24 protein-coding genes and 1 tRNA gene are annotated in these 24,093 nt (G+C 69.5%); 13 read left to right on the forward strand and 12 right to left on the reverse strand.

Features of this window, described 5'->3' with window-relative positions:
- Positions 1 to 81: 81 nt before the first annotated feature.
- From KIK05_RS16345 to KIK05_RS16360, 4 genes are all read right to left on the reverse strand, one after another.
- The gene (locus KIK05_RS16345; protein ID WP_214411559.1) at positions 82 to 1,032 is read right to left on the reverse strand and encodes a M56 family metallopeptidase; all 951 of its coding nucleotides are present in this window, start codon (positions 1,030 to 1,032) and stop codon (positions 82 to 84) included.
- On the reverse strand, positions 1,029 to 1,403 hold the full coding sequence (locus KIK05_RS16350) for a BlaI/MecI/CopY family transcriptional regulator (protein WP_214411560.1): 375 nt from the start codon (positions 1,401 to 1,403) through the stop codon (positions 1,029 to 1,031). The genes KIK05_RS16345 and KIK05_RS16350 overlap by 4 nt, the downstream gene beginning before the upstream one ends.
- A gap of 116 nt (positions 1,404 to 1,519) precedes the next feature.
- A complete protein-coding gene (locus KIK05_RS48875) occupies positions 1,520 to 3,742 on the reverse strand; it encodes an RICIN domain-containing protein (RefSeq protein WP_214411561.1) in 2,223 nt (740 codons plus the stop codon).
- Between the two features lie 329 nt (positions 3,743 to 4,071).
- A complete protein-coding gene (locus KIK05_RS16360; protein ID WP_214411562.1) occupies positions 4,072 to 5,112 on the reverse strand; it encodes a LacI family DNA-binding transcriptional regulator in 1,041 nt (346 codons plus the stop codon).
- Positions 5,113 to 5,349: 237 nt separating this feature from the next.
- On the opposite strand from KIK05_RS16360, the gene KIK05_RS16365 reads away from it, so the two are divergent.
- The 9 genes from KIK05_RS16365 to KIK05_RS16405 all read left to right on the forward strand — a co-directional run bounded on the left by KIK05_RS16365 (position 5,350) and on the right by KIK05_RS16405 (position 15,214).
- Positions 5,350 to 6,648: an ABC transporter substrate-binding protein gene (locus KIK05_RS16365; protein WP_214411563.1), complete on the forward strand. Its 1,299-nt coding sequence runs from the start codon at positions 5,350 to 5,352 to the stop codon at positions 6,646 to 6,648.
- A gap of 52 nt (positions 6,649 to 6,700) precedes the next feature.
- Positions 6,701 to 7,654 (forward strand): carbohydrate ABC transporter permease, encoded by a 954-nt coding sequence (locus KIK05_RS16370; RefSeq protein WP_214411564.1) that lies wholly within the window; start codon positions 6,701 to 6,703, stop codon positions 7,652 to 7,654.
- The gene (locus KIK05_RS16375; protein WP_214411565.1) at positions 7,651 to 8,526 is read left to right on the forward strand and encodes a carbohydrate ABC transporter permease; all 876 of its coding nucleotides are present in this window, start codon (positions 7,651 to 7,653) and stop codon (positions 8,524 to 8,526) included. The genes KIK05_RS16370 and KIK05_RS16375 overlap by 4 nt, the downstream gene beginning before the upstream one ends.
- Entirely contained in the window at positions 8,523 to 10,340 is a 1,818-nt protein-coding gene (locus KIK05_RS16380) for a glycoside hydrolase family 35 protein (RefSeq protein ID WP_308249948.1), read from the forward strand. The genes KIK05_RS16375 and KIK05_RS16380 overlap by 4 nt, the downstream gene beginning before the upstream one ends.
- A 60-nt stretch (positions 10,341 to 10,400) precedes the next feature.
- The gene (locus KIK05_RS16385) at positions 10,401 to 11,045 is read left to right on the forward strand and encodes a TetR/AcrR family transcriptional regulator (RefSeq protein ID WP_214411566.1); all 645 of its coding nucleotides are present in this window, start codon (positions 10,401 to 10,403) and stop codon (positions 11,043 to 11,045) included.
- Between the two features lie 163 nt (positions 11,046 to 11,208).
- Positions 11,209 to 11,592, forward strand: a complete 384-nt coding sequence (locus KIK05_RS16390; RefSeq protein ID WP_214411567.1) for a hypothetical protein — start codon at positions 11,209 to 11,211, stop codon at positions 11,590 to 11,592.
- Between the two features lie 101 nt (positions 11,593 to 11,693).
- Positions 11,694 to 12,755 (forward strand): PLP-dependent cysteine synthase family protein, encoded by a 1,062-nt coding sequence (locus KIK05_RS16395; RefSeq protein ID WP_214411568.1) that lies wholly within the window; start codon positions 11,694 to 11,696, stop codon positions 12,753 to 12,755.
- Positions 12,755 to 14,347, forward strand: coding sequence for an MDR family MFS transporter (locus KIK05_RS16400; RefSeq protein WP_250562863.1), 1,593 nt, complete (start codon positions 12,755 to 12,757; stop codon positions 14,345 to 14,347). The genes KIK05_RS16395 and KIK05_RS16400 overlap by 1 nt, the downstream gene beginning before the upstream one ends.
- 168 nt (positions 14,348 to 14,515) lie before the next feature.
- Positions 14,516 to 15,214 carry a GNAT family N-acetyltransferase gene (locus KIK05_RS16405; protein WP_250562864.1) on the forward strand — a complete coding sequence of 233 codons (699 nt, stop codon included), beginning with the start codon at positions 14,516 to 14,518 and terminating at the stop codon, positions 15,212 to 15,214.
- A gap of 193 nt (positions 15,215 to 15,407) precedes the next feature.
- On the opposite strand, the gene KIK05_RS16410 is transcribed toward KIK05_RS16405, so the two are convergent.
- A complete protein-coding gene (locus KIK05_RS16410) occupies positions 15,408 to 16,100 on the reverse strand; it encodes a dienelactone hydrolase family protein (RefSeq protein WP_214411570.1) in 693 nt (230 codons plus the stop codon).
- 877 nt (positions 16,101 to 16,977) lie between these two features.
- Between KIK05_RS16410 and KIK05_RS16415 the strand changes: the two genes are divergently transcribed.
- From KIK05_RS16415 to KIK05_RS16425, 3 genes are all read left to right on the forward strand, one after another.
- Positions 16,978 to 17,142 (forward strand): hypothetical protein, encoded by a 165-nt coding sequence (locus KIK05_RS16415; protein ID WP_214411571.1) that lies wholly within the window; start codon positions 16,978 to 16,980, stop codon positions 17,140 to 17,142.
- Entirely contained in the window at positions 17,139 to 17,537 is a 399-nt protein-coding gene (locus tag KIK05_RS16420; protein WP_214411572.1) for a nuclear transport factor 2 family protein, read from the forward strand. Before KIK05_RS16415 ends, KIK05_RS16420 begins: the two co-directional genes overlap by 4 nt.
- 229 nt (positions 17,538 to 17,766) lie before the next feature.
- Positions 17,767 to 18,354 carry an NUDIX hydrolase gene (locus KIK05_RS16425; RefSeq protein ID WP_308249949.1) on the forward strand — a complete coding sequence of 196 codons (588 nt, stop codon included), beginning with the start codon at positions 17,767 to 17,769 and terminating at the stop codon, positions 18,352 to 18,354.
- Positions 18,355 to 18,620: 266 nt separating this feature from the next.
- Here KIK05_RS16425 and KIK05_RS16430 read toward each other — a convergent pair whose 3' ends face one another.
- The 6 genes from KIK05_RS16430 to KIK05_RS16455 all read right to left on the reverse strand — a co-directional run bounded on the left by KIK05_RS16430 (position 18,621) and on the right by KIK05_RS16455 (position 21,973).
- Complete coding sequence (locus KIK05_RS16430) at positions 18,621 to 19,382, reverse strand: isocitrate lyase/PEP mutase family protein (protein WP_214411573.1); 762 nt, start codon at positions 19,380 to 19,382, stop codon at positions 18,621 to 18,623.
- Positions 19,383 to 19,389: 7 nt separating this feature from the next.
- A complete protein-coding gene (locus KIK05_RS16435) occupies positions 19,390 to 20,199 on the reverse strand; it encodes an SDR family NAD(P)-dependent oxidoreductase (protein WP_214411574.1) in 810 nt (269 codons plus the stop codon).
- Positions 20,200 to 20,252: 53 nt separating this feature from the next.
- Entirely contained in the window at positions 20,253 to 20,513 is a 261-nt protein-coding gene (locus KIK05_RS16440; RefSeq protein WP_214411575.1) for a hypothetical protein, read from the reverse strand.
- A gap of 164 nt (positions 20,514 to 20,677) precedes the next feature.
- Complete coding sequence (locus KIK05_RS16445; RefSeq protein ID WP_214411576.1) at positions 20,678 to 21,016, reverse strand: ArsR/SmtB family transcription factor; 339 nt, start codon at positions 21,014 to 21,016, stop codon at positions 20,678 to 20,680.
- Positions 21,013 to 21,462: an SRPBCC family protein gene (locus KIK05_RS16450; RefSeq protein WP_214411577.1), complete on the reverse strand. Its 450-nt coding sequence runs from the start codon at positions 21,460 to 21,462 to the stop codon at positions 21,013 to 21,015. The genes KIK05_RS16445 and KIK05_RS16450 overlap by 4 nt, the downstream gene beginning before the upstream one ends.
- A gap of 425 nt (positions 21,463 to 21,887) precedes the next feature.
- Positions 21,888 to 21,973 (reverse strand) — tRNA-Leu (locus KIK05_RS16455).
- Between the two features lie 272 nt (positions 21,974 to 22,245).
- On the opposite strand from KIK05_RS16455, the gene KIK05_RS16460 reads away from it, so the two are divergent.
- Complete coding sequence (locus tag KIK05_RS16460; protein WP_214411578.1) at positions 22,246 to 23,544, forward strand: M20/M25/M40 family metallo-hydrolase; 1,299 nt, start codon at positions 22,246 to 22,248, stop codon at positions 23,542 to 23,544.
- Between the two features lie 193 nt (positions 23,545 to 23,737).
- Here KIK05_RS16460 and KIK05_RS48125 read toward each other — a convergent pair whose 3' ends face one another.
- Positions 23,738 to 23,872, reverse strand: a complete 135-nt coding sequence (locus KIK05_RS48125) for a hypothetical protein (RefSeq protein WP_284681330.1) — start codon at positions 23,870 to 23,872, stop codon at positions 23,738 to 23,740.
- Positions 23,873 to 24,093 lie beyond the last annotated feature (221 nt).

The following is a 24,093-nucleotide window of genomic DNA, read 5'->3' on the forward strand; positions in this document are numbered from 1 at the left end:
TATGCGCCTTTCCTCGGAGGAGGTGAGGGTCCCCTCCAGCCGTGTCTACTATCGTTTCTAGTAGAAGCTGCCCGGGGTGGTTCAGAGACGCGGTAACTCGTGGCAGTGATGGGCCAGGAAGGCGCTCACCCCGGGCGTCAACGCGACCACCGCGGGCCCGGCGAGCAGAAGCCCCACGACGCTCCAGGGGACCAGACGTTCGCGCCGGGTGAGCGGAGCGGCGGGATTGAGCATGCGTCGCACACGCATCAGGGCGGTCTCTCCGCCCATTCCGAGGGAGAAGGCCGGAAACCGCCCCATGGCCACTCTTACCAGGGCGGTCGCGATATGGACGCGTTCGTGGCGGCGGGCCGCCACGTCGTCGGCCAGGAGCTCGACGAGCCGCGCGGTCTCCTTCCACGCCCGCCTGAACAGAGGCACGTGCGGAAAGGCTTCGGCGAGCGCCTCCGCACCGGCCAGCACCAGGTGGTGCCGTCCGCGCAGGTGCGCCCGCTCGTGAGCCAGGACGGCCGCCACCTCCTGCGGGGCCAGCGACCGCAACGCACCCGTCGTTATGACGGTCCGTCCGTCGCGCCCCGGCAGGCAGTAGGCGATCGGCTCGGCGTGGTCGACGACGACCGCCCCCAGTTCACCGTCATGCCGGCCGAGCAGGCGGAGCATCCGCGTGTGCTCCCGCCGCTCCCGCCTCGCCTTCAGCAGCACCGCCGCCCCGCAGAAGGCCAGGCGGGCGATCACCGGCCCGCACCAGGCGATGACGATCCCACGCCGTGCCGAGGTGATGGCGGGGCCGTGCGGGACGAGCATGGCGCACGCCTCGAACAGGTCGGCGATGCCATGGCCCACGACCGACGCCGGGATGACGGCCGCGGGCACGGCGAGGACGGCGGACGTCACCACCGACGCGCACGCCGCATGCCACAGGGCGATGGAGAGACGCGGCGCACGCCCGGCCCACCTCCCACCGCCGATCAGCCGCGGCAGGACCGTCGCTCCGAACAGGGTGTACAGCGCGAGCGTGACCGCGGCGATCATGTGGAGCGGCTCCCGGGCGGGTAGACCCGGAGCGCGGCCTCCAGCGCGGCGGCCTCTTCCGGCGTCAGGCGCTCCAGGAAGTGCACCAGCGTGGCCGCCTGGTTCCCGCCGCCGGCGAGCGTCATGCGCATGAGCTCGGCGGTGTACGCCTCCTTGCTGGCCACTGCTTCGTAGAGGTAGGCGCGGTTGACCTGCCTGCGTCGTAGCAGCCCCTTCTTGTGGAGCTTGTCCATCACGGTCATCACCGTGGTGTAGGCGATCCGGCGGTCCTGGCGGAGGTCGTCGAGCACGTCCCTGACGGAGGCCGGCCGGCGGTACGACCACATGCGATCCATGATCACGGACTCAAGATCCCCGAGGCCCCGTAGCATTCGCCAGCCAATCTCCCGCGGTCGTCCAGCCAATGCTAACGAGGATCGTAGTGGGGCCGACCGGCCGGCCGAGGGTCCTCACGGACCGCGCCGGCCCGCCGGTCCGCCTCCGTCGTCTAGCCGAGCGTCCACTGCTGCAGGGCGGATCCGCTGTTCGCCTGCTGGGTCACCAGCGATCCGTCGGCGTCCGCCGCCGTGCCGAGGAGCAGCCCGCTCCTGACGGAGGCGACGGTGTAGGCGCCGTTGGACAGCCGGGTGAGCGTCCAGCGCTGGTTGCCGCCCCCGGTGCAGGTCCACTGGATCACCCTGGCTCCTGGGGCGGCGGAGCCGCCGTCGACGTCGACGCACAGCCCCGACTCGGCACTGGTCAGCTCGTAGGAGCCGTCGGCCTGCTGGGTGAACCGCCAGTTCTGGTTGGCGCCGCCGTTGGCGGCCCAGGTGACGAGCTGGGTGCCGGGGGTGGTGCTGTGGCCGGGGACGTCCAGTGCCCTGCCGCCCGTGACGAGGGTGTGGACGCCGTTGATCGCCGTCCCGGTGGGGGTGATGGTCAGGGTTTGCTCGGCAGCCGTGCGGCCGCCGCCCACGCCGCTGCCCGTGCTGTCCGTCCATGAGCGGCCGGGTGTGGTCTCGGCGAGCCGGCCGGAGGCGGCGGACAGGCCGATCACCAGGCCGCTGTAGCGGTTGACCAGACGGTATGTGCCGGTGAGGGTGCCGTTGGACGGGGAGGTGCCAGGAATGACGAACCACTGCTGTCCGACGCCGGGCCCGCCCGTTCCGGCCGCGGTGACGGTGGGTCTGGTGCCCCAGGCCCGGTTGGCGACGGAGGTGGAGGGGACGCCGAGGAGCCCGCCCGTGGCGGCGTTGGCGATGCGGTAGGAGCCGTCGCCGTTGGGGGTGAACCGCCAGGCCTCCAGGTCGGATCCCGTGGGAGCGGCCTGGGAGGTGGTGGCCGGGCCGCCGGAGACCTGGGCGAGGACGCGGCCGTTCCCGCCGGCGACGCGGTAGGTCCTGGCGGGGTCGAACGGCGGTGCCGCGGGCGCGGACGATCCGATGGTGATGTTGACGTACTCGCCGGAGGAGCCGTTCGAGCATCCGAAGGAGCAGTAGGAGCGGAAGCTCTTGCCCACGATGGTGGAACCGGTCTTGTTGACGCCGTCGAGGAACCAGCGGTACCAGGAGGCGTTGGTGTGGCCGCCGGTGTCGCCGATCAGCGTCCACTTCTGGCTCGACAGGTTGTCGGTGGCGTAGAACTGCTGGGGCGCCTTCCCGCTCTGGTCGACCGCCTGCGGTTCACCGATGTACAACCCCAGATAGGCGTCGTAGGTGATGTCCATCACGAACAGCGGCGAGGTCGGAGGGGTCTTGCCGGCCGCCGTCTGCTGGTCCACGCTGCCGGGGTTGGCCGGGTCGTACTCCCTGGTCGCGGGGACGTAGCCGGTGGTGTCGGTGGACGTCACCGGCACCATGGTGCTTTCCCGGCCGCCGACGCCGGGCTGTGACCACGAGCCGTCGTACCACTTCTGCCAGGAGCCGGGCGCCATCTTGGCGGAGATGGGGGCCCGGGCCACGTGCGCGTGGAAGGCCTTCCAGCCGCCGTTCTTGTCGACCACCCGTGAGCCGTAGTAGACGTAGAAGTAGCCCGAGGCGCTGTCGACGAACAGCCGCTGGTCACCGTCCCCGTAGTAGTAGGTCTGCTGGGGGAAGGCCGTGCCGTCCCCCCGCTTGGTGCTGTACGGGGACGTGATGACATGGCCTTTGATCGTCCATGTTCTGCCCTGGTCCTTCGACACCGCGTAGTCGATGCCGTCGTAGTGGACGCCGTCGCCGAAGGGCTGCGGGGTGAACTCGTTGTGGATCAGGCCGTACCAGTCGCCGGTGTCCGGGTCGACCCACACGCCCGCCAGGTCGCAGAAGTTCTTCTGGGAGTACCCCGATCCGGCGGGGGGAGCCGAGGCCTCCACGCCCGTCGGGCTGTTGTTGCAGCGCCAGGTCGTGTCGTTGTTCTTGTCGCTCGAGTTGTTCGGGTTCACCGCGTCGCTGATCGTGCTGGAACGTGCGGCGGTGTCGAAGTCGCTTCCGGTGAAGAAGCTCCACTGGCGGGACTGGGTCGCCCCGTAGAGGGCGTGAGACTGCTGGTAGTAGAAGGTGCCGTCCTTGTCGATGTAGGGGGCCGCCGGGGTGTCGTCCGGCCGGGTCCACGAACCCTTCGATCCGACGCTGACGGTGTAGGAACCGGCGGTCGCCTCCGCCGACGAGGATGTGGCCGCCGGTACGGTGCCGAGGACGGCCAGGGCCGTCGCCGTGCCGATGCCGAGGAGTCTTCTCAGAGGTGCTGGCACAGTCACTCCTTCTGTCCGGGGGGCGCGCCTGGGTGCTACGAACCCCTGCTGTGGCCGGTGCGCGGGGCTGACGTGTGACGACCCGCACGGCGCTGGAGAGCCGGTCTTCACCTCTGCCCGGCGTCATCGATCAGGCGGAGGGAACCGGTATGCCGGGGACCCCGTGACCGAGGTCCGAATCGGAGATGTTATCGATGCCATACAGACCTCGGCGCGGAGTGTCTTGGTCGGTACGGCCTCACAGAAAACGGTCGCCCGCCCCTTAGAAGGGGGCTGCATGGCATGACTATGGCAGACGATGTTATCGATGCCAATACCTTGAGAGCCGCCTAGTGGTCGCCCCGGCCGGCGGGCGCGGTGCTGGCGCGCACGATCAGGGTCGGCTCGACGGACGCGGGCTCGGGGGCGGCGTCCGGATCCGTGAGGTGGCGTACCAGGTGGGAGACCGCGAGCGCGCCCATCTCGGCGAACGGCTGGGCCACGGTCGTCAGCGACGGCGAGCAGTACTGCGCCAGGGCGATGTCGTCGACGCCGACGACGGAGATGTCGTCGGGCACCCGCCTGCCGAGCTCGTGCAGCGCCCGGATGACGCCGAACGCCATCTCGTCGCTGGCCACGAAGACGGCCGTGACGTCCGGGATCCTGCCGAGGATGAGGCCGTTGCGGTAGCCGGACTCGGGCGACCAGTCCCCCTCCAGCTCGGGCGGGACGGTCCTGCCCTCCGCCTCCAGGGTGTCGCGCCACCCCTGGGTGCGGCTGGCCGCGTCTAGCCACTCCCGGGGCCCGGAGACGTGCCAGACGGTCTCGTGCCCCAGGTCGAGCAGATGCCGGGTCGCCAGGCGCGCGGCGAGGGACTGGTCGACGGCCACGACCTCGGTGGCGGAGGTACGCGATCCGTCGATGGTGACGGTCGGCACGGAGCCGGTGAGCTGCTCGATCCGCCTGCTCACGTGGATGAGCGGGACCGCGAGGATGACGCCCTCGACACCCTGGCCCTCCAGCCGCGACAGGGCGTCCTCGATGGCGGAGGTGTCCAGCGAGGCGGTGGTGGCGGTCGAGACCGAGTAGCCGGCTTCCCGGGCCGCGCTCTCGATGCCGTACATGAGGGTGATGCGCGAGTAGAAGCTGGTCTGCAGCATCACCACGCCGATGTTGCGGCTGCGGCCGGAGGACAGCACCCGGGCGGCGTTGTTCTTGCGGTAGCCGAGCTGGTCGACGGCCGCCAGGACCTTCGCCCGCGTCTTCTCCTGCACGTTGGGGTGGCCGGCCAGGGCGCGTGAGACGGTCTGGGGGGAGACCCCCGCGACCCGGGCGACGTCGGCCATCGCGGGCGGCCGTGCCGGGTCGTCGTCCGCGCTCCCCATCGTCATCAGTCCCTTTCGCCGTCCTTCTTCTGGACGATGATAGCGCGCGCATCCGCTCTCTCCCCAGCGTCAGCCGCCTGGGGCACTCCAACGGAAGTCAAGTATTGGCATCGATAACATCCTGTGCCATAGTTCCGGCACATCAGCGTGAGCGCCGGACCGCCGGGACCCACAGCGCGTCCCGTGGTTCACGGCGGATCGTGGGAGAGCCGAGTCTCCGCTCTCCGCCCGGAAGGAGAAGCCGTGAAGAAGCCGATTATGCGGATGGCGGGAATCGCGGGCGCGGTCGTGTTCGGACTGGCGCTCGCGGGGTGCTCCGGCACCGGCTCGGGCTCCACTGGTGCCGGCGGCAAGGTCTCGGTGTCGTTCTGGGGCTGGGCGCCGGGCTACGAGGACGCCGTGAAGGCCTTCAACAGCACCCACACCGACGTGCAGGTCACCTACCAGCAGGTGCAGCCCGGCGCCAAGGGCGGCTACCAGAAGATGCTCAACGCGGTCCAGGCCGGCAACGCGCCCTGCCTCGCCCAGCTCGGCTACGAGACCTTGCCGAGCTTCGCCGCCCAAGGCGCCCTGCAGGACGTCGCGCAGTACGCGAACGCCGCCAGGGACGAGTTCCAGACGGCCGCCTGGAACTCGGTGTCGCTCGGTGACGCCGTCTACGGCGCCCCCGTCGACACCGGCCCCATGGCCCTGTTCTACAACAAGAAGGTTTTCGACTCGCTCGGACTCCAGCCCCCCGCGACCTGGGACGAGTACAAGGCCGCCGCCGAGAAGATCCACGCCTCCGACCCGCACAAGTACATCTCCTCGCCTTACCGTGACTACGACTACGCGGGCCTGGCCTGGCAGGCCGGAGCCGGTTGGTTCGGCATCGACGGCGACTCCTGGACGGTCACCCTGGCCTCCCCGGCCAACGACAAGGTCGCCGAATACTGGCAGGGCCTGGTCGACAAGGGCCTGATCAGCAGCGCCCCCATGTACGACCAGGCGTGGTACGCCGGTCTCGGCGACGGCGACATCGCCACCGTCGTCGGCGCCGTCTGGCAGGCCGGCGTCATCAAGGGCGGCGCGAAGGACGGCTCCGGCCACTGGGCCGTCGCGCCGATGCCACAGTGGAGCGCCGGCGCCGGCCAGGTCGGCAACGCCGGCGGATCGGCCACCGCCGTCCTCAAGGGCTGCACGACCCCCGAGCAGGCCTGGGAGTTCGCGCACTGGATGAGCACGGATCACAAGGCCTACGCCACCCTCGTCGACAAGGCCGCGCTGTACCCGGCCGCGAAGTCGCTGCTCGACCTTCCCCAGCTGACCGCCGGCGATCCCTACTTCGGCGGCCAGAAGATCTACGACGTCTTCGCCGCGGCGGCGGCGAAGGTCAACTCCGGCTGGACCTGGGGCCCGGTCATGACGAAGACCGCCGCCGACCTGAACGACGGGCTCGACAAGGCGTGGGCGGGCAAGGGCACCCTCGCGGACGCGCTGCGGACGGCCCAGGACAAGACGGTCGCCGAGCTGCGGAGCCAGGGCCTCAAGGTCTCCGGCTGACGATGCGACGAAGAGCGCGTGTCGCCCACGGGCGGTATGAGGAAGAGAGCCAGTGACCAACCTTGCCACGGCGGCCGACGCGACCACCGGTCGGCGGGCCGCACCACCAGCACGACGCCAGGGCCGGGCACGCGGCCTGCCCACGCCGCTGCTGTTCTGCGGCCCGTTCGTGGTGATCTTCGCGGCCATGTACATCGCGCCGATCGTCTACGCGGCCGTCAGCAGCCTGTTCGTCGTCCGCCGGTCGGGGCTCGGGCTGACGCCGCCGACCAAGGTCTTCGACCCGGCCGGCAACTACGCCCAGGCCTTCGGCGACAAGGACTTCACCGCCTCGCTGGGCCGGGTCGCTCTCTTCGGCGTCGTCCAGGTGCCGGTGATGCTCGCCCTGGCCCTCGGACTGGCGCTGCTCATCGACTCCAGGTCCGCCCGGGGGAAGGGCTTCTTCCGGCTCACCGGGTTCCTGCCGTACGCGGTGCCGGGCGTGAGCGCCGCGCTGGTCTGGTCGTTCATGTACTCGCCGCAGTCGAGCCCGATCAACCACGCGCTGGAGCCGCTCGGCCTCCGCGTCCCGTTCTTCGACGGCGGCGCCGTGCTGTGGTCGGTGGCGAACATCGTCACCTGGGCCTGGACCGGCTACAACATGATCATCATCTACGCCGCGCTGCAGTCGATCCCCGCCGAGGTGCTGGAGGCCGCGAAGATGGACGGCGCCTCGGCGCTCCGGACCGCCTGGAGCATCAAGATCCCGGCAGTGCGCGGCGCCATCGTCCTGACCGCGGTCTTCTCCATCATCGGATCGGCGCAGCTGTTCAACGAGCCGACCGTGCTGCAGCCCGTCTCCGGCGGGGCGGTCTCCTCGACGTTCACACCGATCATGTCCGCCCAGGCGGCCGTCGCGGCGGGGAACTACCCGTACGCGGCCGCGCAGTCGGTGATCCTGGCGGTGCTCGTCGGTGTGGTGTCGCTGGTGTTCTTCAGGCTGACCAACCGGGGTGGGACGGCATGAGCACGGTCACCGGGAAGCCGGCCCGCCTGCGGCCACGCCGCGAGACCACCCCGCTGAGTCGCACGGTCGTGATGCTGCTCCTGGCCCTGTCCACCCTCTATTTCCTCTTCCCGCTGTGGTGGCTGCTGGTCTCCGCCACCAAGCCGTTCGGCGAGCAGTTCAGCGGCGACGGGCTCTGGTTCGACGGCTTCGGGCTGATCGGCAACATCGTCAGGCTCACGGCGCAGGACGACGGGATCTTCTGGCGGTGGATGCTCAACAGCGTCGCCTACTGCGGGATCGGCGCCCTGGTGGGCACCGTGCTGTCCGCCCTGGCCGGGTACACGATCGCCAAGTTCGAGTTCCGCGGCCGTGGTGTCCTCTTCGGGAGCGTGCTCGCCGCCGTGCTGGTGCCGAAGATCCTGTTCACGCTGCCGCTCTACCTGATGTTCTCCGGCATCCACCTGATCAACACCCCGGTCGCCGTCCTGCTGCCCAGCGTCGTCAGCCCGTTCGGCGTGTACCTCTCCCGCGTCTTCGCCGCGCAGTCCGTACCGGACGAAGTGATCGAGGCGGGCCGGCTCGACGGGGCGGGCGAGTTCCGGATCTTCTGCGCGCTCGCCGTGCGGATGATGCTCCCCGCCCTGGTGACCATCTTCCTGTTCCAGTTCGTCGATATCTGGAACAACTATCTTCTGCCCGCCATGGTGCTCGGCGATGATCGTCTGCAACCGGTCACCGTCGGGCTGGTCGGTTGGAACGCGAGCCACGTGGCGGTGCCGCCGCCGCTGGTAGTCATCGGATCGCTGGTGTCGGTCGTCCCGCTGCTGGCAGCCTTCCTCGCGCTGCAGCGGTTCTGGCGCGCCGGCATGACGGCGGGAGCCTTCAAGTGACACTGACGACAGCAGCAGAACGCAGCCGCCGGTCCGCGGCGATCCTGTCGTACCCCGACGGTGAGCTCCTGCGCGACGGCCGCCCGCACCGCATCCTCGCGGGGTCGCTGCACTATTTCCGGGTCCATCCCGGCCTGTGGGCGGACCGGCTGGAACGCGTCGCGGCCATGGGGCTGAACACGGTCGACACCTACGTCCCCTGGAACTTCCACGAACGCAGGCGAGGGGAGTTCCGCTTCGACGGCCCGCAGGACGTCGAGCGGTTCGTCCGGCTCGCCCAGGACACCGGCCTCGACGTGATCGTGCGACCCGGCCCCTACATCTGCGCGGAGTGGGACAACGGCGGCCTGCCGGCCTGGCTGACCGGCACCCCGGGCATGCGGCTCCGCTCCTCGTACCGCCCCTTCCTGGACGAGGTGGCACGCTGGTTCGACGAGCTCGTCCCGCGGATCGCCTCCCTGCAGGCGTCCCGGGGCGGACCGGTCGTCGCGGTGCAGGTCGAGAACGAGTACGGCAGCTACGGGGACGACCACGACTACATGCGGTGGGTCCGTGACGCGATCGCCGAGCGGGGCGTCACCGAGCTGCTGTACACCGCCGACGGCCCCACCGAGCTGATGCTCGACGGCGGGACCCTGCCCGGTGAACTCGCCACCGCGACGTTCGGCTCCCGCGCGCCCCAGGCGGCCCGGCTGCTCCGCTCACGCCGCCCGGGGGAGCCCTTCGTCTGCGCGGAGTTCTGGAACGGCTGGTTCGACCACTGGGGCGAGAAGCACCACATCCGCTCCGTCGGGAGCGCGGTGGAGACTCTCACCGACATCCTGGAGGCCGGCGGCTCGGTCAGCGTGTACATGGCGCACGGCGGCACCAACTTCGGCCTCTGGGCCGGTGCCAACCACGACGGCGACGGCATCCAGCCGACCGTGACCAGCTACGACTCCGACGCCCCGATCGCCGAACACGGCGCGCTCACCCCGAAGTTCTTCGCCTTCCGCGACCGGCTGCGCGCCGTCACCGGCGCGCCGGACCGGCCTCTGCCCGCCGATCCGCCGCTGCTCGGGCCCCGCACGCTCCGGGTCACCCGCGCCGCCGGCCTGCTCGGCGGCCTCGGCGCGGTGTCCGAGGCCGTGGCCTCGCCGCACCCGCTCAGCTTCGAGGAACTGGGACAGTCCTCCGGCCTGGTGCTCTACCGCGCGCATCCGCGACTCCCCCGGGGACTCAACAAGCTGACGGTCTCCGGGCTGCACGACCGCGCCCAGGTCTTCGTCGACGGCGAGCCGGCCGGTGTGCTCGACCGGGAGCCGTACCTCCTCACCCTCGACGGCGCGGGTGAGGAGGTACGGCTCGAGCTGCTGGTCGAGAACCAGGGGCGCGTGAACTACGGGCCGCTGCTCGGCCAGGGCAAGGGCATCCTCGGCGGCGTCCAAATCGAGCGCCGTCTGGTCCACGGCTGGACGATGCGCCCGCTGCCGCTCGACGAGTGGACCGGTGACGACGTCGCCCGCGCGGCGTCCGCTGCGGCTCCGCAGGGCTCGGCGGGATTCGCCACCGCGCGCCTGTGGGTGGACGAGCCGGCGGACACGTTCCTCGCCTTCCCCGGCTTCGGCAAGGGCTTCGTCTGGATCAACGGAGTCCTGCTCGGCCGTTACTGGGAGATCGGGCCGCAGATGACGCTCTACCTGCCCGCTCCGTTCACCGTACGGGGAGAGAACACCATCACCGTGCTCGAACTGGAGCGTTTCGGGAACCGGATCGAACTCCGTGACCGGCCCGAACTCGGGGCGGCCGAGGAGTACATCGAGACGTTTTCCTGACCCGGCTGGGCAGGAGTAAGCTGCACTAATTGCAACAACTAGTTGCAGCAAGGGAGGGGAATGTCAGCGGCAGGGACCGTGCGGCCTGGCGGACGCACCGCCCGTACCAGGGCCAAGGTGCTTCAGGCCGCGCTCGAGGAAGTGGGCGAGCGCGGCTTCGACGCCGTGAGCGTGGAGGACATCGCGGTGCGGGCGGGCGTGCACAAGACCACGGTGTACCGGCGGTGGGAGACCAAGGACCGGGTGGTGGCCGAGGCGTTCGTCGAGGCCATCGACTCCACGATCGCCCTCACCGACACCGGGGACATCCGTGACGACCTGCGGGTCATCGCACGTACCGTGCTCGTCACCGTGCAGAGCACCGCGGTCAACGCGGCGGTCAGGACGTTGATGTCCGGCGGACACAGCTCAGAGCATGTTCGCCGGTTCCTCCTCGGCTTCTTCGACGAGCGCCTCGTGCAGGTCACTCCCGTGATCCAGCGTGCGATCGAACGCGGGCAACTCCCCCAGGGCACCGACCCGGTGCTGCTGTACAAGCATGCGATCGGGCCGCTGTACTACCGGCACTTCATCATGGCGGACCCGCTGACGCCCGCCGACGCCGTCATGACCGCCGACGCCGCCCTCGCCGCGGCGCGGGCCGGCACCTTCGTCCTCCCTCTTGCTTCGCCCGAGGTGCCGCCGAGTCGAGCCACTCATACATGATCATCGCCGCAACCGACACGTACGGTGAGCCGGCGGGGACGAGCCGCACCGCGACCACCTGACGAGGGCACCATGGTCGGGGCACCTTGGGGAGTGGAGGCCCAGGGATTACATGCCCGTTGCCAGCAATGTGCAGTCAAGCTGCTACTTATAGTGACCAGTCATGAATGTCGTGGGCGGCCGCACACCCAAGCCACGCTGGGAGGCGTGGCTTGTCGTGCTGGTCGGCCTGGTCACGGTGGCTCATCTGTGGACGCACGCCACCACCCCTCGACATCATCCCGTCCAGCTCGGCGTCCTCATGGTGGACTCCTGCCCGGATCACCCGGTTCACGATCACCACGACGGCTCCTTTCACCCTGACGCCTTCATGCTGCCGGTATGGGACTGCGCGACCACGGCTCAGGCGCCGATCACCTCGGTCGTGTCGGACACGCCGTCGGAGCCGGCCTCCGCGACCGGGCCGGCAAGCCTCACCCGCGCTCCACCCCACGACCACCGGGGGCGGGCCGTCCTCACCCACACGCTCGAGATCTGCCGCTGCTGACGGCCGCGGAGCCGCTGTCCGCCAGGACAGGGGGCTTCACGCCGCGCCGAAACCATCAGCGACACCGGCACACCACCGTGCCGGAGAGAGCGTGCGCCATCATGTCGATCCCGTCCTCCGTCATCAGCAGGCCGGCCACACCGTTCACCCATCTGGTGGGCAACACCCCGATCCGCTGGATCTCCCATCCGTTCGCCGCCGGTGGCCGAGGCTTCTGGGCCAAGCTCGAAGGCGCCAATCCAGGGGGCATCAAAGACCGCGCTGCCCTGCACATCGTGGAGCGCGCCCGGACGCGGGGCGAGCTCGCCCCCGGAGCGGTGATCGTCGAATCCACTTCAGGGACCTTCGGCCTGGGCCTCGCGCTCGCCGCCATCGTCCACGGGCATCCGCTCACCATCGTCTCGGACCCGGGCATGGAACCCATCGTGCAGCGCCTGCTGGCCGCGTACGGCGCCCGCGTGGACACCGTCACCGCCCCGCACCCCGTCGGTGGCTGGCAGCAGGCCCGCCTGGACCGGGTGAGGGAACTCCTCGCCGCCCACCCCGGCTCCTACTGCCCCGGCCAGTACGACAACCCCGACAACGTCGACGCCTACGCGGCGCTCGCCGGCGAGCTGATCAACCAGATCGGCCGCGTCGACGTGCTGGTGTGCAGCGTCGGCACCGGAGGCCATTCCGCCGGCATCGCCAGGGTGCTGCGCCGCCTCTACCCCGACATGCGCCTGATCGGCGTCGACTCCATCGGCTCCACCATCTTCGGCCAGCCCGCCAGACCCCGGCTGATGCGCGGCCTGGGCAGCAGCATCCACCCGCGCAACGTCGCCCACCAGCAGTTCGACGAGGTGCACTGGGTTGCACCGCACGAGGCGGTGTGGGCCAGCCGCACCCTGGCCGCCACCCACTACACCACCGGCGGATGGAGCGTCGGAGCCGTCGCCGTGGTCGCCGCATGGTGCGCCCGCGCCCTGTCGCCACAGACCCGGATCGTGGCGGTGTTCCCCGACGGTCCCGCCCGCTACCACACCACCGTCTTCGACGACGCCTACTGCGCCGCCCACGACCTGCTCGACCGGCCCCCCGCGGACGAACCCGAGGAGATCGACCATCCCGGTGAAGCCGAGGCCACGTCCTGGACCCGCTGCGTCAGCGTGGTGAACCGCTGATGTGGCGACGATTCACCTCCTTCGACCGCGGCGCCCGGCTGTTGATGGTCAACCAGCTGACCATCAACGTCGGCTTCTACATGCTGATGCCCTACCTCGCCGGGCACCTGTCCCAGGGGCTCGGCATGGCGGCCTGGACGGTCGCCCTAGTGCTCGGCATGCGCAACCTCAGCCAGCAGGGGCTGTTCCTGCTGGGCGGCACCCTCGCCGACCGGCTCGGCTACAAGCCCGTCATCGTCGCCGGCTGCCTGCTGCGCACCGCCGGATTCGCCCTGCTGGGCCTGTCCAGCTCCCTGCCGGCGCTGCTGATCGCCTCGGCCGCCACCGGGTTCGCCGGAGCGCTTTTCAACCCGGCCGTCCGCGCCCACCTCGCCCACGAGGCCGGCGAACGCAGAGTGGAGGCGTTCGCCCTCTTCAACGTCTTCTACCAGGCCGGAATCCTCGCGGGCCCGTTGATCGGCCTGGCCTTCGTCACGGTGGACTTCCGGCTGGTCTGCCTGGCCGCGGCCGGGTTGTTCGCCCTGCTCACCGTGCTCCAGGCATACGCGCTGCCGGCGGGCCGTCCCGCCGCCCCGTCAGCGGCCGGCGTGCTCGGAGAATGGCGCTCGATGCTCGCCGACCGCTCGTTCCCGCTGTTCTGCCTGGCGATGGCCGGCTCGTACGTCCTGTCGTTCCAGATCTACCTCACCCTTCCGCTGGAGGCCGGCGGCACGGGAGCCGTGAGCTTGGTCTTCGCGGTGTCCGCTATCGTGGCCATCGCCGGGCAGGTACGCGTCACCGACTGGGCGCGAAGCCGCTGGAGCCACGTCGGGGCGATCACGCGGGGTCTGACGCTGATGGCGCTGGCCTTCCTGCCACCCGCGCTGTGCGCCGTGGCCTGGCCGGAGGCCACCGGGCCGCGCCTGGCCGCGGTACTGCTCTGCACGGTCGTGCTGACGCTCGGTACGACGCTGAGCTACCCCTTCGAGATGGACACCATCGTCTCGCTGTCGGGAGGACGGCTGGTGGCCACCCACTACGGTCTCTACAACACCGTGGCGGGGGTCAGCATCGCGGCGGGCAACCTGCTGACCGGAGCCCTGATCGACAGCCGGTCCCGGGCCCTGCCGTGGATCACGCTCTCGGCTCTGGGGGCCGCGTGCGCGCTGGCCGTACACGCGCTGGGCCGCCGTGGGCGGCTCGTCCGCCCGGCGGCCGAGGGGTGTATGCGGCCACCGCGAGCGGGGAGAAGAGGCCTTGACGGAGCCTGGGCGCCGCTCCGGAGAGCTACGTCAGCGCCAGGAGCGATGCGCCAGGTCCCGCACGGCGCCGGCGAGCGCGTCGACGTCATCGCGCGAGGTGAACAGCGCCGGGGTCACCCGCACGCAATGGCCTCCGACCGGGCCCCCACGCCCGACGGTGAAGATCCGATGCCGGTCGAGCAACCGCCGGCAGATCGCCTGGTTGTCGGCCTCGGAGGTGTGGTAGGCGACGCGGAAGGCGGTGATGGCGCCGTACATGCGGCGATCCTCCGGCGTGAGGATCCGCAGGCCGGGCAGGTCCCCGACCTGATGGACCCAGCGGTCGCGCAGGAAGCGCAGGCGCGCCTGTAGCCGATCACGCCACGAGGCGCGGCACCCGGGCGGCACGGCGTGGCGTGGCCCTCCTGGGCGGTCTTGCCGGGCGGCTCCGGCCCGGTCAGGAGGAGGTCTTCTCGCTGGCGGCTCGGTCCGCCTCAGGGCGATACCGTACCGGTGCAAGGTATAAGTCCGGAGAGTGTGATGATTTCAGAACAGCGGCTCGCCGAGCATCTCTCCCACTGGCTCGGCGCGTGGCCGCCCGCGTCCGAGCTGGACATCGTCGGTGAGCCGGGACGGACACGGCCCGGCTGGGACGGCAAGCTGCACCCCGCCATCGGGGTCGGAGCTCCGGAGGGCGCTGTCCTCTCGATCCCTCCGGCGCACGTCGAGCCGGTGGCGAGACTGTACGGCGAAGAGCGCGACCTGAACGTCACGGGACCGCGGGTTCCCGCTCTGCTCGGCCATCCGGAGCGGGGCTGGTTCACCGCCGTGTACAGGTGGACGACGCGCCCCGCCCTGCTCCCCGAACCCGGCGTGTGGGTCTCGGCGGAGCACCCGGAGGTGCCGGACTGGCTCCGGCCCTTCGGTGGCGAGGTCCTGGTCGCGCGAGATCCCGGGACGGGAGAGCAGCTGGCGGGTGTGGGGATCAAGCGACACGACCCGTACGGGCACGAGCTGGCCGTCGTCACCGCTCCAGCCGCCAGAGGCCGTGGCCTGGCCCGCATGCTCGTCGCCCAGGCCGCCCGGCGCGTACTCGACGAGGGCGCGGTGCCGACGTACATGCATGCCCTCGGCAACCGCGCCTCCGCCGCCGTCGCCGAGGCGGCCGGCTTTCCCGATACCGGCTGGACGTCTTTCGGCCTCACCGAACAACCGGCGAAAGCCTCCGCCGACCACTAGCCACCGAGACCCCTGATGTGACGTCATAGGCGGCGCATTTCTGCGTCTACCACGAACCCATGAAATAGGCTTATCGCATCGCTGGCCCGGCGACGAAGCCGTCAAGTGCCGCTTCTTAATCGCTCCGCGAAAAGACGAGGTGGGACAGCGGTATCGGCGCCCGGCGCGAGGCTGGACGCCGATACCTATCAGGTCAGGCCGGGGACGTGTCGGCCCGGCCGAGATACCGGACCAGGAATTCGTTGTCGATCCCGACCCAGCGCATGCTGCGATGGGTGCCGGGGTTGGCGAGCAACGTCTTGTCCTTCGAGGCGAAGGCGTCGAACAACGCCAGAACGGATTGGCGGTCGACATACTCTTCGTCCCACGGGAGCAGGAACTGGACTGGGACGGTGATCCGCCTCGCCGCCTCGACCAAGGCCGCATGAGCGAAGAACCCGCCACCAAAGATCGCGGCGGTGATCCTGGGCTCGACCGCCGTCAGCGGGATTCCGATCGCGGTGCCCAACGACATGCCACCGCCGTACCCGATCGGCGCTTCGGCGCCGATCTCGGGCAGCCGCTGAAGGGCGTCCAGGGTCGCCTGCCATTCCGGTACCGCACGCTCTGCCAGGGAGGCGCTGTAGCGCACGCTGATCGATTCGAAAAGCTCGATCTCGCCTGCCGCCATCGTCTGCCGGAGGTCGGTGCGGGCCTGCTCGTCCTCCGTGGTGCGCGGGCGGTCGCCGTGTCCGGGCGCATCGATGGCGACCACGGAGTAACCCCACCTGGTCACGGTGTCGTGGGCGCGGGCCATGAGTCCCGGCGTCTTCTTGTGCAGGCCGCCACCGTGACCCATCAGCACCAGTGGGGCCTGATCGGAGCCGGATGCGGGTAACCAGAGCACGCCGGGGACCTCGCCGACGACGAAGTCGCGTTCGAGGACGCCGTTCGACGACGTCTCTGCGGTGAAATGAACAGAATGCATAGGTGTTGCCTCTCGGGGAGTGCCTTGTAGTCGAGGCGCTCCCGGCGACACCTACGTCAATCGCCCGACCATGAAGACGAGGGGAGCACCCACATCGATACAGCGTTCATGGGTCTCACCTCCTCGCGTGATGTCACGGCCTCCCGGAGGCTACCAGCCCGGACCTCGTCCCGCCCAACCCGATTTCCTGCCGACCAAAGGTGGTGGGCCGCCAATGCGCTCATCTGTCGCTGAGCGGGTGTGAGACGGGGACCGCGTGCGCAGGTTCCGCCAGACGTCTATTCGTAAGGCGGCAAGTCCGCCGGGCGCCGCGTCGGGTGGGCCCAGGTCGAGCACCAAGTCGCCGAGGCCGCGGATGGCGTCGGCGCGCCCGGGTGCGTCAGAACCGGAACGTATCCCAAGCCGCCCGCGCCGGCCCGCACGGCACCAACGGCTACGCCATCGTCATCCGCCCCCTTCGCCGCCTCCGGTCGCGCCGGCGAAGATCGAATTCGAACCTGTGTACGAGTCTGTGGAAACTGTGGATAACTCCTCGAAACCCGGACAGCGTGTCACCCCTGACCACTTCTCCGGGGTGACACGGATGACCGCGAGAGGTGACACGGCTGTCAGCCGATCCATCCGAACAACCACCAGGAATCACCACCGCCCTCGCGCGTGCGCGAGGGCCGACCGGCCGCCGAGGGCCGGCTCGCCACCGCGCTCCACCACCTGGGGGACGTCGCCGAGGAGGAGTAGCATGGGCCGCCACCCACCCACGAAGCGTTGGATCCGCAGCACGACTACCGCGAGCGTCATGTCGTTTGCCGCGATCACCGACGACCGGATCGGGCGGATCGCCCCGGGGTTCGCGAAGGACCTCGTCGCGGTGGCGGAGGATCTGCCGGCCGAACCGGCCGTGGTGCGGGAGATCTCGCTCGTCCTCCAGGTCGGAGAAGTGATCAGGGAGGAACTGCGATGACCACGACAACGCCGCCCGTAGGAGCTGCCGCCGACGTCTGGGCCGCCGTGACCGACATCTACGCTGCCTTCATGGACGGCGACCGGGCGCGGATCGACTCCCACATCGACCCCGACGGCACGGTCTGGGACGCCGATGTCGAGTCCCTCATGTTCGGCCGCCGCGACCTCGACGCCCACCGTGAGCAGCGGGATGCCGCTCCCGACCCGGGGCCGGGGCCGGACGCGCTCCACTGTACGGAACCGGTGATCGACGTCTGGGGCGACACGGCGCTGGCCCGCTACTGGCTCGTCGTCGAGGGTGCCGGCGCGACCAGGATCCGGACCACGGACGTGCTCAGGCGCTCGCCCAAGGGCTGGCTCGTCGTCCACCACCACGAGCAGCGCTGGGACTGACGCCCCCACCGCGGATGCCCGGCGCCGGCCCATCCACGACCGTCACCGCGCCCAGCACGACGCGGGGCGCCGGCCGACGGCGCCGCCTCCTCGGCGCCGTCGGCCGGCCGGCGGGGCATGATGGGCACGAGATCGGGGTGGCCGAACCACGCTCCTCGCCGGCGGCGGCGTTCTTGTCGCTCTGGATGCCGAGTCCGAACGTGATCGGGGCCGTGATGTGAGGTTCCCGGTGGGTGAGCTCGAAGTGGTCGCCGGCTCGCATGCCGCACGCGGATCGAAGGGAGAGCCGGTGGATCAGACCCTTGCCGTCGACGAGGCAGGCAACACGCTGACCGCGTTTCACCGGGTCTCCGAGGAGACCCGTTTCGACGACGCACCGCTACCTGCCGCGCTGGCCGCCGTATGGCACGACGACCGGCTGCTCCTGGTCTTCAACCGGTTCCGTCAGGGCTGGGAGCTGCCGGGCGGCAGGATCGACCCCGGAGAAACGCCACGCCAGGCGGCCGTGCGGGAGTTGCGCGAAGAAACAGGTCTGCGGATCGAGGACCTGTCCTTCGCCGGCTACGCACACTTCGTGCTGGGAACCGAGCGGCGTGCTGAGTACGCGGCGATCTACGTCGCCTGCCTGAGCGACGCCCCCTACACGGGAAAGAGCGCCTTCGTCCCCAACGACGAGATCGGCGCGATCCGCTGGTGGGACGGGACAGAGGTTCTTCCTGGAGGTGTCCAGGTCCTCGATGTGGTCCTGGCGCAACTTGCGAAAGACACGTACAAGGCAAGCCCACCTGGGCCCTCGCGCTCTCCCCGCTCCGAGTAGGCCGAGCTGCGCGACCCGGAGCGCGGGTTCGAGGTCGTGGGTGGGAGGATCAAGCGACGTGATCTCTATGGGCACGAGCTGGCCGTCGTCACCGCTCCAGCCGCCAGAGGCCGTGGCCTGGCCCGTCGACCCGAGCCATCCGTCCACGAGAGTAAGTGACGAGTGGTCGGCCTCAAGAGGAGACCAACGGACTTGTGGACCTGGTGCGGCTCTTCCAGAAGGTCGAAGCGGCTGACAGGCCGACCTCCACGCCCAGACTTGGTCCGTCACTTCCGTGCCTCGACGAGAGGCTGGAGATCTGCGTGCAGGTGGTCGAGTGCGCTGCGGTACAGCTGGGGTCCCACCGAGACCCGGGCCACACCGATCGCACGAAGCTCGTCCAGCGACTCCTGTTTCAGTCGAAGACCGGCGTTCACCGGTGCGCCGACCTCGGAGACGATGGCCCGGAGGTCGTCCGGCCCGGCTCCAGGAGGGAACACACAATCAGCGCCGGCCGACCAGTACGCCTCAGCCCTGCTGATCGCATCGGCACGCTTCTGATCCTCGGCTAGAGGCGAGGTGGGGAAGAAGGAGTCGATCCGGGCATTGATGACCAGCGGCACCCCGATACGGTCGGCGGCCGCGCGCATGCGCGCGATGTAGCCGGCGCGGACATCGACGTCGACCAGGCCGCCGCCGGCGTGATCACTGTCCTCGATGTTGCAGCCGACGACGCCGATCCCGGCCAGCAGTTCGACCAACTCCTCCGGTGCCATCCCGTAGCCGGCCTCCGCGTCTACGGTCACCGGCACGTCGACAGAGGCTGCGATGCGGCGGGCGACGTACATCATCTCCTCTCTTGGAGCGCCCTCACCGTCGGCGTAGCCCAGAGCGGCGGCGATCGCGTTGCTCGCGGTCGCGACCACCGGGAAGCCTGCTTCGACGACGGCCCGTGCGCTGCCCACGTCCCAGGCGTTCGGCAGCACCAGCGGAGCGCCCGGGATGTGCAGGGAACGAAGCAGCTTGGCCTTGTCGGCCTGAGCGGACATGGCGGCCTCAGTCGACAAGTGCGCCGGCGGACAGATTGGCGATTGTTCCGGTCATGGCTCCAGCGCGATCTGAAGCCAGGAACGCGGCCGTCTCTGCGATTTCGGAGAGCATGGGCAGCCTCTTCAGAAGCGTCCCCTGCACCATCCCGACTTCGAGGAATTCCTGGACCGACTGCCCCGCCGCTGCCGCGGATCGCTTGAAGAGGTCCTTGGTGTAGGAACCCGCCGCCGGCGCATCGATGACGGCGTGTGGACGAATGTCGATGACCCGGATGTTGCCGGGTGCCAACTCCGCGGCCAGAAGGCGCGAGAACGCCTCCTTGCCGGCCGAGCTCACGCCGTGCCCCAAGATGCCGCCTACAGCCAGTTTGGCACCCGGTTCGGACAACGTCAGGATGACGCCAGGACGTTCGCGACCCATGTGCCGAGCCACAGCCTTGCTCGTGATGAACAGCGTCCGCAGAAAACCATCGATCGGCCGCATGAACTCCTCCAGGGAGAGATTCGCCAGCAAGGTCCCCTGGTCGTGCATGACGCTCACGGCGTTGAGGGCGATGTCGATGCCGCCGGCCGTCGCCGCGATCGCATCAGCGTGCTTTTCGACCGCCTGCTGATCGAAGACGTCAACCTGCGCGGTCTCGACCGTTCCGCCCATGGCGGCGATATCACGCGCCACGGCGTCGAGCTTCGCCTGCGTCCGCCCGGCGATGAAGACCCTCGCGCCTTCCCGGGCGAATACCCGTGCGATGGCGCCGCCGATAGCACCTCCGGCTCCATAGATCACGGCGTTCTTATTCTGAAGCAGCAGCCCACTCATATGTGTTCTCCGAAGGTGATTGATTGTTCCGGATGCTTACGCAGGCTCGATGGTCACACCGTCGCCGTCCCGTCCTCGATCACCGGAGGCTTCTGGAAGCCGGCGGCCCAGGCGACCGGGATGGAGATCACCGCAATGAACGGACCGATGATCACGGCAGGCGAGGCGGCGAAGGTGCCGATCGCCACGCCACCGGCATACGAGCCCGACGCGATGCCTATGCTGGCTGCGGGGACCGGCAGCGAGGACGCCGGCTGCCCACCCGGGCCGGCCAGGCTCACCACGCGGCACTGCGTCGAGGGCACCATGCCCATGGCGAGCAAGCCGGTAGCGCCAGCGCCACGAGCACGGCAATCGTGCCGACAAGGAAGAGCACCGGCAGGGAGACCGCTACCCGATGGCTCCGACGGTGTGACGTCGACAGGGCGCCGGCATCGGTCGGGGAGGTCGCCAGAGATCTCTTCCGGCGGCCTGTCGGTCAGTCGTCTTTCTGACGTTGGATCTGTTCTGCGATGCGCTTGATGCGGTTCAGTCGCGCATCCCAGGTCTTGCCGACTTCATTCAGTTGCCGCACGGCCCGGGCGAGCTGCGCCTCGTCGACTTCGTAGCGCCGCTCGCGGCCCATCGGTGTCGCGTGCACGAGGCCGGCGCGATCGAGGACGCCCAGGTGCTTGGTGACCGCTTGGCGCGAGATCGGGAGACGATCGCTCAGGCTGGTCGGCGTACCGACTCCTTCCGCGAGCAGCAGGTCGAGCAGGCGGCGTCTGATCGGGTCGCCGATCGCCGACCAGAGTTCGTCGTCGACGGCGACGGTCATCGCGCCACCACGGAAGGGACGTAGTTCTGCAGCCTGGGCAGGAACATGTCCCAGCCGCGCTCGTGGTCGTGAAAGGCCTCCTCGAGCACAGCGGCTTCCCAGCCCTTCTCCCGCCAGCCGCTCTCGGTCAGGCGCAGAATCGTGCCGTCACCGGAGGGCTCGAGCTCGAAGGTGACCAGGAGAGAGTTGTCCGCATCGGGCAGCTGACCATCGGGTGCGACCCAGCGGAACGCGAACTTGTGAGGTGGATCCACATCGACCACCGTGATCCGTTCGACCACGGCGTTGTCGCCCCACACCAGTTCGCCGACCGAGCCTGGCGCAGGTTCGAACGACGCGTCGTCGGACCACCACATCTTGATGTGCTCGGGGCGACTCACCACATCGAACACGACCTCCGGTGCCGCGTCGATGCGGATATCGCGCTCCAACTTTCCGAACTCCACCACGGACCTCCAACGTGCAACTATCGGTTGCGTGTGACTCTAGTGGTCGCGTCGGTGATTCGCAACCTAATGTTGCGTAACGCCCGTGAGGTCGACGCGGGGGAGCGCTTGACCAGGCGACGGCGACCTGCGATCGGCAGAGGTGCCTTGCGATGACTCGTAGGGATCAGAAAACGCCCAGGCGCCCTACTGCCCCGACCTGGACTGCCCGGACATCCGAGAGATCACCGATTCCTCTCGAAGCGCAGCGGCATGGTGTGGAACTCGACCGGCCGACCGGTGACACAAGCTGGACCCGCGACCCCGAGAACGAGGCAAGGCCCCTCTGTACGTCAAGCTCGACCTGCGGCCGACCTGCCGCCCAGGCAAAAGAAAAGTCCTGGCCGGCTCGACGAGCGACCAGGACCCTATAGGCGAATCGATTGTGTCCGAGGGGGGACTTGAACCCCCATGCCCCGTAAAGGGCACTAGCACCTCAAGCTAGCGCGTCTGCCTATTCCGCCACCCGGACAGTGGTGCCTGCACGTTGGGACGTCTCCCCGCGTCGGCTGCACCAGGTTAGCAAACTCCGGGCACTGAGTCATACCGGGATTCCGGCGCAGGTCGGAGTCGGCCATACCGGAGATGCCCGCGCCTGCTCCCGAGGGGCAGGATGGTGGGGGCGGTCTGTCGTGCCGGGCCTCTGTGGGCGGCCGGGGATGCGGTGCCCGATCTTCGGTGGCGGTGCGGCGGGCGGGCCGGCGTGTGCGTGACGTGAGCGCTACCTAGACCGAAGGAGCACCTATGGCCGCGTTCAAGGGTGAGGACGAGGTCGTCGAGCTGTGCCGTGACCTGATCCGGATCGACACGACGAACGCAGGAGACAACGCGGGCCCAGGGGAGCGGGTCGCGGCGGAGTACGTCGCGGGCAAGCTGGCCGAGGTCGGGCTGGAGCCGCGCATTCTCGAGAGCGACAGCAGACGGGCCAGCGTGATCGCCCGCATTGAGGGGGAGGACCCGGCGCGGGGGGCGTTGCTGCTCCACGGGCACCTGGACGTCGTGCCCTTCAACGCCGGCGACTGGACTCATCACCCGCTCAGCGGGGAGGTCGCCGACGGCTGCGTATGGGGCCGGGGCGCGGTGGACATGAAGGACATGGACGCCATGATCCTGGCGGTCGTACGTCAGCGGCTGAGCGAGGGGCGCCGGCCGCCGCGGGACGTGGTGCTGGCCTTCACGGCCGACGAGGAGGCCGGGGGGAAGTACGGCGCGCAGTGGCTGGCCCAGCGGCACAAGGATCTCTTCGAGGGGTGCACCGAGGCGATCGGTGAGGTCGGCGGGTTCAGCGTGTCGCTGGACGAGGCGCGCCGGCTCTATCTGATCGAGGCGGCGGAGAAGGGCATCGCGTGGATGAGGCTCACCGCCTCTGGGCGGGCCGGGCACGGGTCGATGCTCAACAGTGAGAACGCGGTGACGGAGCTGGCCGAGGCGGTGGCCCGCCTCGGGCGGTACGAGTGGCCGGTACGGCTGACGCCGACCGTGCGGGCGTTCTTCCAGGAGGCCTTCGAGATCGAACTGGACGCGGAGGACGCCGAGGCCACGGCGGCGAAGCTCGGCCCGCTGGCCCGCATGATCGGCGCGACGTTGCGGAACACCGTGAACCCGACCATGCTCGACGCAGGTTACAAGGCCAACGTGATCCCGCAGACGGCCACGGCGCACGTGGACGGACGGTTCCTGCCGGGCTACGAGGAGGAGTTCTTCGCCACGGTGGACGAACTTCTGGGCCCCAACGTCACCCGGGAATTCGTCTATCACGACATAGCGGTGGAGACGTCCTTCGACGGGCCGCTGGTGCGTGCCATGGCGGAGGCACTGCTCGCCGAGGATCCGGGAGCGCGGGCGGTGCCGTACACACTCTCGGGCGGGACCGACCTGAAGGCGTTCAGCCGCCTCGGCATCCGCGGGTTCGGGTTCGCTCCGCTGAAGCTGCCTGCCGACCTGGACTTCTCCGGGATGTTCCATGGCATCGATGAGCGTGTTCCGGTCGATTCGCTGCGGTTCGGGGTGCGGGTTCTTGACCGATTCCTGGACGGCTGTTGACGTGTTCCGTGAAAAAGCGTTGCCGTCACGTCGCGTACTGCTACCGTAACTTTCCGTTGAGGGGTTGGTTCCAAGATCTGTCCTGCTGGTGCGGGCGGGTCGAGGAGTTCGGGGAGGTTACGTGGCACGCATGCCAGTCGGGCGTCGGTCGGCCGAGTCGGTCGACCTCGCCTGGTGCGTGCCCGTAACCGATTCAGCGGACGACCAGGCTCAGGCGGTCGTGACGCGGGAAGGCCGGATGGCACGGTTCGTGGCCGGCTTCCGGTTCGGTCGTCTGCTGGCCGTCGGCGCTCTTGTCGCCGTCGGCTGGCTCCTGGGTCTGGTTCACGGTTTCGCGGCCCCGGCCTCCGCCGACTCTCACACTCCTGCCGGTCGTACCGTCACCGTGGCGGTCGCCGCGGTGAAGGCCGTCGACGGGGGCCGTCCCGGAAAGGTCCTTTCTGGGAAGGTTCCCCGCAGGGCAGGCGCAGCGAGGGCCGCCGGCACGGCGGGTGCGGCCAAGGTTCCTCGCAGGGCGGAGGTTGTGAAGGCCGTCAAGCCTCGTGAGGG

This window comes from Sphaerisporangium fuscum (assembly GCF_018531465.1).
In the GTDB taxonomy this organism is placed as follows: domain Bacteria; phylum Actinomycetota; class Actinomycetes; order Streptosporangiales; family Streptosporangiaceae; genus Sphaerisporangium; species Sphaerisporangium fuscum.